The sequence below is a fragment of the Acinetobacter venetianus RAG-1 = CIP 110063 genome (genome assembly GCF_000368585.1).
GTDB lineage: Bacteria > Pseudomonadota > Gammaproteobacteria > Pseudomonadales > Moraxellaceae > Acinetobacter > Acinetobacter venetianus.
In genome coordinates this window covers 852,310-863,566 of sequence record NZ_KB849558.1, presented here as the reverse complement: position 1 = coordinate 863,566, position 11,257 = coordinate 852,310, and the positions used below count along the sequence as shown (strand labels likewise).

The following is an 11,257-nucleotide window of genomic DNA, read 5'->3' as shown; positions in this document are numbered from 1 at the left end:
TACTTAGAAAAAGATTGATCAGTTCTTTTAGAACCGTAGAACTGTTCAATGTATGTACATTAATGTCATTGTGATTGATCCAGACTGGTGCAACAATGCGTAATTAAACAAAAGATATTTACGTTATGCGCAAAAATCTTGATGGTGGATTACTTCATGCAATGCATGCTTTTCTGAAAGTCATTGATAGTGGAAGCTTTACAGCCGCCGCAGAGCAGATGGAACTAACTACAGCGCAAGTATCTAGGCTGATTAGCGAGTTAGAAGGGCGTTTAGGAACAAAACTACTACAACGAACAACGAGACAACACGCATTGACCGATATTGGTGCAGCTTATGCAGAGCAATGTCGTCAAGTGCTTGCAATGGTCGACGAAGCTGAAACTCAAGCCATGGGTAGGGCAACCAAACCTCAAGGAAAGTTACGTGTTTTGAGTATGGCGAGTTTTGGCCATCATTATGTGTCACCAATGATGGCAGAGTTTTGTCAAACCTATCCTGAACTCACTGTTGAATATCGAACTTCGCAAAATGTTCCAGACCTTTTAGGTAAAGGCATTGACGTCAGTTTATATCTTGCGGAATCGTTGGCTGATTCCAGATTTGTTGCTCGCCAAATTGGGACGATCTTTTCAGTACTTTGCGCATCCCCCGCATATTTAGAAAAATATGGTGAACCAAAATCATTGGATGATCTACAAAAACATGCGTGTCTCAGACTGGTGAATCCATCAATCACACCGCTATGGCATCTGGTCAGTGAAAAAAGTTGCTCTTATCAAATTGATATTACAGGACCATTGATTGCAGATTCACCTGAGCTTTTACTCGACATGGTGCAGCAAGACATGGGTATTGCATTACTGCCAACCTTTGCAGTCATAGAGGCTGTTCGTACTGGACGATTGCACCGTATATTATCTGACTGGAGATCACCAAATATTGGTGTTTATACCTTATTACCGTCCCGTCATTTTATCGATGCCAAAACACGGGCATGGTTAACATGGGTAGAGCAGCATATTTCTCCAAAAATTCAGAGTGATACAGAGTACTTTTTATAATTAAAACTCGATCTCAATACTTTAAGGAAAAAATTAAATAAAAAGGGAATACATCTGGTGAGCCGATAACCAACCAGATGTATCAAGTCATTTTCACTTTATTAAGCGCAACGTGACTGTAGATAAGAATTTGTATAATTAGATAGACTTTTTCGACCCAATATCTGACTGATATTTTGACTCGCTGTCATCAATTTATCTAAATCAATTCCTGTTTCAAAACCCATATGTGAAAGCAAATAGAAGAGATCCTCTGTCGCGATATTGCCAGAAGCACCTTTTGCATAAGGACAGCCGCCAAGACCTGCTAATGATGAATCAAAAACACGAATACCTTGTTGTAAAGACTGATAAATATTGGCAATTGCCATGCCATAAGTATTATGAAAATGCCCAGCCAAAACTTTGCTATCAAGTTCAGCTAAACATGCTTGCCACACTTTTTGCACCCGATCAGGCGTAGCTGTTCCAATGGTTTCACCCAACGAAATTTCATAGCACCCCATATCATAAAGCTGCTTAACCACTTTTACGACTTGCTGTGGCTCAATTGCGCCTTCATAAGGGCAATCAACGATACAAGAGACATAGCCTCTTACACGGATATTGTGTTGTTTGGCTGCTTGCATGATTTCGGAAAACTTTTCTAAGCTTTCGTCAATAGAGCAATTAATATTTTTACGAACAAAGCTTTCAGAAGCAGCCGTAAATACGGCAACCTCTTTGCAGCCAACAGCAAGTGCTGTTTCAAAACCTTTAATATTTGGTGTAAGCAAACTCAAATTTAGATCAGCTCGTTGTGGCAATTGTTTAAATAACTCATCACTTTGAGCCATTTGAGGAACCCATTTAGCTGAAACGCATGAACCAACCTCGATCGATTTTAAGCCAGCATCTATTAAGTCAGTAATAAAATTTAAACGCTGCTCTAATGTGAGCGTCTGTTTCTCATTTTGAAGCCCATCACGAGGGCCAACCTCTACAATCTTGACAAACTCACTCATGCGACTTCTTCCTGATCAGGTTGAAATTCTACGAGTTCGTCGCCCGCTTTAACTTGATCACCGACCTGAAAATAAGCATCTAAAATAATGCCGTCCTTCGGTGCGCGAATGGTGTATTCCATTTTCATCGCTTCAAGTGTCAACAGCACATCATCTTTTTTCACCGTATGGTTCGCACCGACTAGTAGTTGAGTCACGACACCCGGCATCGGAGCTTTAAGATGTCCTTGCTCATTTTGTCCTTCAGTCTGATTAAAATTTTGGCGGATATAATCAAATTTATAACTCTGGCCAGAGTGGAATAGAGTGATGCCTTGCTGACTTTGATTAAAAGCTAATTTATGTTGATTACCATTAATCAGAATTTTGGCTGTATTCGCATCAAGCAGCTCACCTGTGATCTGATAATGCTGACCATTAAATTCTGCGTTAAATCCTTGCTCAGCAGCTGAAAATTTAATCTGAATGCTGTTATCTAAATAATTTAATTTGATGCTGTGCTGGTAAGCGACATTACTCCGCCATAATGGCTGTGCCAACCAGAGTTGTTTTTGAGCTGATTTGTTATTTTGCATTTGGTTTAAAAACTCAATAAATGCAGTCGCAACAATAAACTCAAGTTTTATATTCGCAGGGCTAAACAAAAATTGTTCTTCACGCTGAATCAAATTTGTATCTAATTTGGCTTGTTTAAAGGAGTCACAACGAACAATCTTTTCAAGGAACGCAATATTGTTGCCTAAGCCATCAACATGAAATTGGCTAAGTGCGTGTTGCATTTGAATTAAAGCAGCTTCACGGTTTGTGCCCCATACAATCAATTTTGCAATCATTGGGTCGTAGAATGTAGTGATTTCATCGCCCTCGACGATTCCGCTATCTACACGCACATATTGGTTTTGAGGTGGGTAGCGCAGATAGTCAATTTTGCCAATTGCAGGTAAAAAACCTTTTTCTGGTTCTTCGGCATAAATTCGTGCTTCTAAGGCATGTCCATGTATCTGTAATTCATCCTGCAACTTTGGCAACGGTTCACCATAAGCAACGCGTAACTGCCATTCTACCAAGTCTTCACCTGTAATCATTTCGGTCACAGGATGTTCGACTTGTAGACGCGTATTCATTTCCATGAAATAAGCAGTACCGTCTTGTTCTACAATAAACTCAACTGTCCCTGCACCCACATAATCTACGGCACGAGCGGCATCAATTGCAGCCTGTCGCATAGCATCCAGTTTTTCACTTGGCATTTGTGGTGCTGGTGCTTCTTCTAGCACTTTTTGATGGCGACGTTGTACCGAACAATCACGCTCAAATAAATGAACATAATTCCCATGTGTATCACCAAACACTTGTACTTCAATATGACGTGGTTGAATCACATAACGTTCAATCAAAACATCATCATTGCCAAAGCTCGATTTCGCTTCGCGTTTACAAGAGGCAAGGGCATGTAAAAAGTCTTCGCTACGTTCAACGAGACTCATACCTTTACCACCACCGCCAGCACTCGCTTTAATTAACACAGGATAACCAATACGATCTGCTTGCTGTTTTAAAAATTCAGCATCTTGATTCGTTCCGTGGTAACCCGGTGTTAACGGCACACCAGCTTTTTCCATCAATGCTTTGGAGGTCGCTTTCAAACCCATGGCTAAGATGGCTTCTACAGGTGGGCCAATGAAGCAAATATTGTGTTGCTGACAAGCGAGCGCAAACTGGTCATTCTCAGAAAGAAAACCATAACCAGGATGGATTGCCTGACTTCCAGTATCTACCGCCGCCTGAATAATACGATCAACCTGAAGATAGCTCTGAGTTGCAGGAGACTGTCCAATATAAATCGCCTCATCAGCGAGTTTTACGTGCTGTGCATTTGCATCTGCATCTGAATAAACAGCAACCGTCGCAATACCTAATTTTTTCGCTGTGCGAATTACGCGGCAAGCAATTTCGCCACGGTTCGCAATCAAAATTTTCTCAAACATGTTTATTGTCCTTAATTGTTGTTATTCGAGTTAGAAATCCAAGCAGGCTGCTGCTTATTTAAAAAGGCATTTAAACCTTCTTTCGCTTCAGCGCCATGACGGACTTGTGCAATATGATGTGCGGTTTGTTGTAACAAGACATCACTCATCGGTTGCTTACTCACCATTTGAATCAACTGTTTAGATGCTGCTTGGGCATGTGGGCCACCGAGCAATAACGCATCAATCACATCTTGAACTTTCTGGTCTAAATGTTCAGCATCCGTTACTTCATGTGCTAAGCCAATTTGTTTGGCTTCGATTGCAGAAATACGCTCAGCAGTTAGAAAGTAGCGCGAAGCTTGTCGCTCTCCAATTGCACGAATCACGTAAGGACTAATAGTCGATGGAGCTAAACCCAGTCGAACTTCAGACGTTGCAAATTTTGCTTCATGGCTTGCGATACAAATATCACATGCCGATGCCAAACCCATTCCACCGCCAAAGGCAACACCATGTACACGAGCGATTGTGGGCTGCTTTAAAGTGGCCAATGCATGAAGCATCTCTGCCAATTTCAATGCATCAGCTTCATTTTCTGCTGAAGAAGCTTGACCCGCTTGCTTCATCCAATTCAAGTCAGCGCCTGCGGAAAAACTTTTACCACGACCAGCTAGAACCACGACGCGAATATCATCACGGTTATTTAATGTGTTAAAGCAAGCATGAAGCTCCTCTATCACGATTGTATTAAAAGCATTGTGTAGTTCTGGTCGATTAAGCCAGATATAAGCAACCTGATCCTGTTGTTCGAGTTGTAAAAATTGATAGCTCATACAGACCTCTTACATACGGAACACGCCGAATTTTGTTGGTTGAATAGGTGCATTCAATGCAGCTGCAAGACTTAAACCCAAAACATGACGAGTTTGAGCAGGATCGATTACACCATCATCCCATAAACGTGCAGATGCATAATAAGGATGACCTTGTTGTTCGTACTGATCACGGATTGGCTGTTTGAACTGATCTTCTTCCTGTGCAGACCATTCTGCACCTTTTTGTTCGATCTGATCACGTTTCAAAGTTGAAAGCACACTAGCGGCTTGTTCACCACCCATCACTGAAATACGAGAGTTTGGCCACGTCCATAAGAAGCGTGGTGAATAAGCACGTCCACACATTCCATAGTTACCTGCACCAAAAGAACCACCAATAATCAGCGTTAATTTTGGAACATTGGCTGTTGCAACAGCCATCACTAACTTCGCGCCATGTTTGGCAATGCCTTCATTTTCATACTGACGACCCACCATAAAACCAGTGATATTTTGGATAAATATCAAAGGAATATTGCGCTGAGTACAAAGTTCAATAAAGTGAGCACCTTTCTGCGCGGATTCAGAAAATAGAATGCCATTATTGGCAATAATTCCAACAGGCATACCATACAGGGATGCAAAACCCGTGACCAACGTTGACCCAAAACGCGCCTTAAATTCATCAAAACGAGAACCATCAACGATACGAGCAATCACTTCACGAACATCAAAAGGTTTTCGTGCATCACTTGGAACAACGCCATATAACTCTTTGGCATCGAATAATGGCTCATCAATTTGTTTACTTAGATCATTCGGCTTTTTATTTAGATTCGCAACGATGTTACGAGCAATTGCAATTGCATGTTCATCATTTTCAGCAAGATGATCAGCGACCCCTGAAAGGCGAGTATGAACATCACCACCACCTAAATCCTCACTGCTCACGACTTCCCCCGTCGCAGCTTTAACGAGAGGAGGACCACCTAAGAAAATCGTACCTTGGTTTCGAACAATAATGGTTTCATCTGACATCGCAGGCACATAAGCACCACCAGCAGTACAACTTCCCATGACCACTGCAATTTGTGCAATCCCTTGACTCGACATACGGGCTTGGTTGTAAAAAATACGCCCGAAATGATCACGATCAGGGAAAACTTGATCTTGCATAGGTAAATATGCGCCACCAGAATCCACCAGATAAATACAAGGTAAGTGGTTTTGTTCCGCAATCTCTTGGGCACGTAAATGCTTTTTAACTGTCAGTGGATAATAGGTTCCACCTTTGACCGTTGCATCATTGGCAACGATCATGCAAGTTACTCCATTGACTTGACCAATCCCTGCGACAACACCCGCAGCAGGAATATCATCTTCATAAACCTTATACGCCGCTAACTGACCAATTTCTAAAAAGGCAGTACCTACATCTATAAGTTGGTCAATACGATCACGAGGTAACAGTTTGCCACGCGCCAAATGTTTCTGACGCGCATTTTCACCACCACCAAGGGAAATGGATTGTGCAACCTGTTTTAAATCTGAAACCAAGGCGTTCATGGTTTGTTGATTTACTTTGAAGTCTTCGCTTCTTACATTAATTTTGCTTTGTAATTGGTTCATCAGATGCATCCTTATTTGTCGTTATTATTTGGTTTCATTAAACAGTTCACGACCGATTAACATACGGCGAATTTCAGATGTTCCCGCACCAATTTCATAAAGTTTTGCATCACGCCATAAACGACCTGTAGGGAATTCATTGATATAACCATTTCCACCTAAGGTCTGAATTGCTTCACCTGCCATCCATGTTGCTTTCTCAGCAGCGTATAAAATGGCACTTGCAGCATCTTTACGCAGACTCCGATCATGATCGGCCTTATCACAGGCTGCACCAACAGCATATACAAGTGCTTTACAAGCCAACCAAGTGGAGTACATATCTGCAAGCTTTCCTTGCATCAACTGGAACTCACCTAAAGCCTGACCAAATTGTTCACGTTGATGAATGTAGGGGATAACAACATCTAAACAGGCATCCATAATGCCTAAAGGGCCAGCACTTAATACGGCACGCTCATAATCCAACCCACTCATTAAAACTTTTGCACCGTTGCCTACGCCACCGAGTACATTCTCAATTGGTACTTCAACATTATCGAAAAATAGAGGGAAGGTATTTGAACCGCGCATACCGAGCTTGTCTAAATGCTTACCATGACTAAAACCTTTCATATCTTTTTCAATTAAGAAAGCCGTCATACCTTTAGCGCCAGCATGAGGGTCAGTTTTGGCATACACCACCAAAACATCTGCATCACCGCCGTTGGTAATCCACATCTTTGAACCATTAAGAACAAAATGATCACCTTTTTGCTCAGCGCGTAATTTCATGCTCACCACATCTGAACCCGCATTTGGTTCAGACATAGCCAACGCGCCGACAAAATCACCTGAAACTAACTTAGGTAAATATTTTTGTTTTTGCTGTTCACTACCATTACGGTTAATTTGGTTGATACATAAGTTTGAGTGTGCACCGTAGGACAGACCGATTGCTGCTGAAGCGCGAGAGATTTCTTGCAAAACAATAATATGCGCAAGATAACCTAAATTTGTACCACCATATTCTTCAGAAACTGTTAGGCCCAATAAGCCCATATCTCCAAATTTTTTCCACAGATGTGCAGGAAAGTGATTATCTTGATCAACTTGTTGAGCAATCGGTGCAATTTCTTTTGCACAAAATGCCGCAACTGAATCTTGAAGGGCAATTAGTGTTTCATCCAGACCAAAATTCAAGCTACGTAGGTTCATTGTGTTCATCCCATTGGTTATATTTGTTGTTCCATAAGCATTCTTGTGTGTGCTTATGAAGTACCATACAATGAATTTTTAAAAAAGTGAATAGAGATTCATAAATTGATTTACAATTCACTTTATTTGTTAGAGAATAAATTTCATGAGCTATAAACGATCATCTTTGATGCAAGAAAGAATGGAACAGAATCGCAAGGCGATTTTAAGTTCTGCTCGAAATCTAATTTCAGAAGGAGGGTTTAAAGACGCACAAATTCAAACGATTGCTGAGCAAGCAGGCGTTTCGAGTGGGTTGGTTTATCGCTACTTTGACAATAAAAGTCAGGTGCTGATCGAAGTTCTATCCGAAGCCATCAATACCGAACTACTAGTAATTGATGCGATTACGGAAAGTGATCTGCCAGCCGAACAGAAATTGCATAAAGCGGTAGCAACTTTTGTAAAACGGGCACTGAATAGTCCCCAGCTTGCATATTCACTGATGTTTGAACCCGTTGATTCAACGGTCGAGCATGAGCGTTTTCGTGTTAAGCAGTTGATTAAACGGAGTGTTATTAAAATACTTGCTGATGGAAATGCGAGTGGTGAGTTTGTTTTAGAGGATTTGAACACTACAGCGCTATGTGTAGTTGGTGCCATGACTTTCGTTGTGGTTGAACCTTTAGACCCAGCTCAAAACACAAAGTTTGATCAGCAACATAAAGACTATTTTTCAAAACAGATTGCTGATTTTTGTGTAGATGCCGTAAGGAGAAAGCAGGCATAAGCAACAATTAAAACCACAGAATAGGCAGTTTGAAGAGTAGTTGCAGTTACAACAATTAGATGATGTAAGAACAGAATTAAAAAGAATCAAGGAGAATGATTCAATGCAACACGTACGGTTAAGCTATGCCTCTGGAACAAGTTCGCAGCCCTTATTAGGGATGACGATTGGAGAAAAATTTGATCAGGCTTGTCAGCAATATGCTGATCAAGAAGCGATTGTAAGTTCACATCAGAACAGACGGTTAACATATAGAGAATTACAGCAGGAAGTTGAGGCATTTGCCTGTAGTCTGCTGAAACTCGGCCTCAAAAAGGGTGATCGGCTGGCAATTTGGTCACCAAACTGTGTGGAATGGACTGTCACCCAATTTGCGGCATTTAAAGCAGGGATTGTTTTAGTTAATCTCAATCCAGCCTATAAAAGCCATGAACTTGAATATGTGCTCAATAAAGTCTCTTGTAAGGGCTTAATTATCGCATCTCAATTCAAAACAACAAATTATCAGGAACTTCTCACTAGAATTGCGCCAGAAATTAGCTTTTGTACGGATAAGATCATTCATGCTGAGCGTCTGCCATTCTTAAAATTTGTTATCAAAATTGATGAACAGCAACATACAGGGATTCATCGTTTTAGTGATCTGGTCACACCACCAACTGCCGATCAACTTGATCAACTCGATCTTGCAAGCCAACAACTACAATTCGATGAAACCATTAATATCCAATTCACTTCTGGTACAACAGGCAATCCGAAAGGAACCATGTTGACGCATCATAATATTCTAAATAATGGATATTTTGTCGGTGAGGGCATTCGCCTAACGTCTAAAGATAAAGTCTGTATTTCTGTGCCATTATTTCATTGCTTTGGCATGGTGATGGGGAATCTAGCATGTATTACGCATGGCGCGACAATGGTATATCCATCAGCCGTGTTTAATCCATTAGATACATTAAAAACCATTCACGAAGAACGTTGTACAGCTGCTTACGGCGTACCGACGATGTTTATCGCAACGTTAGAACATGAACAATTCAGTGAATTTGATTTATCAAGTTTACGTACAGGCATTATGGCAGGTAGTCCTTGTCCACGTGAAATCATGCAACGTGTGATCGAGCGTATGCATATGTCTGAAATTACAATTTGTTATGGAATGACAGAAACTTCGCCTGTCAGTGCTCAAAGCTCTGTCAACGATACCATTGATAAGCGTGTAAGTACTGTAGGTCGTGTACACCCACATGTTGAAGTCAAAATTGTTGACCTTGAAGGGCAAATTGTTCCGACAGGTACTTTAGGCGAATTATGTGTGCGTGGTTATTCAGTTATGGCTGGATATTGGGGTGAAGAAGAAAAGACTCGTGAAGTGATAGACGCAGCGGGTTGGATGCACACGGGTGATATTGCAGAAATGGATGCTGAAGGCTTCGTTAAAATTAAAGGACGGATCAAAGATGTCGTGATTCGTGGTGGTGAAAATCTCTTTCCAAAGGAAATCGAGGATTTCTTATATACCCATCCCGATATTAGCGATGTCCAAGTGATCGGACTACCTGATCTTCGTTATGGTGAAGAATTATGTGCTTGCATTATTTTGCATGAGCATCATCAGAGTGATGAAGAGAGTATTCGTAGCTTCTGTAAAGACCACATTTCACATAATAAAGTGCCACGTTATGTTAAATTTTTTAGCGAGTTTCCAATGACTGCTTCTGGCAAAGCTCAAAAGTTTAAGTTACAGGAAATCATGCGTGCTGAACTGAACTTAACGGCGACTGTGTTTGACTAGGATAATAAATAATTCATTGAAAGAACGTATTGAAATAGCTTGAACACAGGTAGATAAAAATGGCAAAAGATTTTAATAGCTCGAAAGTAGTCGATGAATATGATCAGCATATCCGTAAATTAATTCCGGGTTATGAAATGCTCCATCAACAAGTGGATGCGATTTTAGAGTCAGTTTTACCCCCAAAAGCACATATCTTGATTGTGGGTTGTGGTACAGGTTACGAACTGGAATATCTACTTAAGAAACACCCTGATTGGATGTTCACTGCGGTCGATCCATCAGCAACCATGCTACAAAAAGCGCAAAAACTTGTTTCAAACATAGGAAAATCTGATCAAGTCTCATTTGTACATGGTGAAACCTCAGCTTTAGCCGATCAAGCTTGTTTTGATGCAGCACTTTCGATTCTTGTCGCACATTTTATTGCTGATGACTCAAAAAAGGCTTTCTTTCAAGAGATTTATAATCGTTTGAAAGACACGGGACTTTTAATGACCTATGACTTGATGACTTGTACCGATTCTCAACAATTTCAGGCGCTACAACATTTGTGTCAGCACAATGGACTGACATCAACCCAGTGCCAGAAAATGATTGAGCGTCTACATCAAGATTTTTCAACCGTTCGTTTTGATGAATATCAGCAATTATTACTCAAAACAGGCTTTGAGCATGTGTATTCCTATAGTCAGATTTTGATGTATCAAGGATTGATCGCACACAAAAAGCAATCGAATGCTTTAGTGATGCAAGATTCTAAAAATGTGGCTTTAACACATCATGGAATAAAACATTAATACTAAAATTTAACTTGTAACTTTTTACCAAGCGTTTGATTGACAGTGGCTCATATTTGCCACTGCGTACTTCTTTTGCCTGTGAAAAGTGAAATTCAAATCAAATAGGAGGTGAATTAAAGATAAATCAATGTGTTGAGATTAAAAACAAGAAATGCAATGCGGTTAGGTATGACTGCAAAGGATACAAAGCAAACAAATAATGATCTTA

At 40.6% G+C, this 11,257-nt stretch carries 9 protein-coding genes; 4 read left to right on the top strand and 5 right to left on the bottom strand.

Going from position 1 to position 11,257, the window contains the following annotated elements; genetic code table 11:
* The first annotated feature begins 125 nt into the window (after window positions 1-125).
* Entirely contained in the window at window positions 126-1,064 is a 939-nt protein-coding gene (locus F959_RS09630; RefSeq protein ID WP_004879577.1) for a LysR family transcriptional regulator, read from the top strand.
* Window positions 1,065-1,165: 101 nt separating this feature from the next.
* Here the strand turns inward: F959_RS09630 and F959_RS09625 are convergent, their stop codons facing one another.
* The 5 genes from F959_RS09625 to F959_RS09605 are packed head-to-tail and all read right to left on the bottom strand — an operon-like array spanning window position 1,166 to window position 7,679.
* Window positions 1,166-2,068: a hydroxymethylglutaryl-CoA lyase gene (locus F959_RS09625; protein ID WP_004879574.1), complete on the bottom strand. Its 903-nt coding sequence runs from the start codon at window positions 2,066-2,068 to the stop codon at window positions 1,166-1,168.
* Complete coding sequence (locus tag F959_RS09620; protein WP_004879572.1) at window positions 2,065-4,056, bottom strand: acetyl/propionyl/methylcrotonyl-CoA carboxylase subunit alpha; 1,992 nt, start codon at window positions 4,054-4,056, stop codon at window positions 2,065-2,067. Before F959_RS09620 ends, F959_RS09625 begins: the two co-directional genes overlap by 4 nt.
* Window positions 4,057-4,067: 11 nt before the next feature.
* Window positions 4,068-4,871, bottom strand: a complete 804-nt coding sequence (locus F959_RS09615; RefSeq protein WP_004879570.1) for an enoyl-CoA hydratase/isomerase family protein — start codon at window positions 4,869-4,871, stop codon at window positions 4,068-4,070.
* A gap of 9 nt (window positions 4,872-4,880) precedes the next feature.
* On the bottom strand, window positions 4,881-6,482 hold the full coding sequence (locus F959_RS09610) for a carboxyl transferase domain-containing protein (protein WP_004879568.1): 1,602 nt from the start codon (window positions 6,480-6,482) through the stop codon (window positions 4,881-4,883).
* A gap of 24 nt (window positions 6,483-6,506) precedes the next feature.
* A complete protein-coding gene (locus F959_RS09605) occupies window positions 6,507-7,679 on the bottom strand; it encodes an isovaleryl-CoA dehydrogenase (protein WP_004879566.1) in 1,173 nt (390 codons plus the stop codon).
* 145 nt (window positions 7,680-7,824) lie between these two features.
* On the opposite strand from F959_RS09605, the gene F959_RS09600 reads away from it, so the two are divergent.
* The 3 genes from F959_RS09600 (at window position 7,825) to F959_RS09590 (ending at window position 11,046) form a co-directional block, all read left to right on the top strand.
* The gene (locus tag F959_RS09600) at window positions 7,825-8,448 is read left to right on the top strand and encodes a TetR/AcrR family transcriptional regulator (RefSeq protein ID WP_004879564.1); all 624 of its coding nucleotides are present in this window, start codon (window positions 7,825-7,827) and stop codon (window positions 8,446-8,448) included.
* A 103-nt stretch (window positions 8,449-8,551) separates the two neighbouring features.
* Window positions 8,552-10,246, top strand: a complete 1,695-nt coding sequence (locus F959_RS09595) for an AMP-binding protein (protein ID WP_004879562.1) — start codon at window positions 8,552-8,554, stop codon at window positions 10,244-10,246.
* Window positions 10,247-10,305: 59 nt separating this feature from the next.
* Window positions 10,306-11,046, top strand: coding sequence for a class I SAM-dependent methyltransferase (locus tag F959_RS09590; RefSeq protein WP_004879560.1), 741 nt, complete (start codon window positions 10,306-10,308; stop codon window positions 11,044-11,046).
* Window positions 11,047-11,257 lie beyond the last annotated feature (211 nt).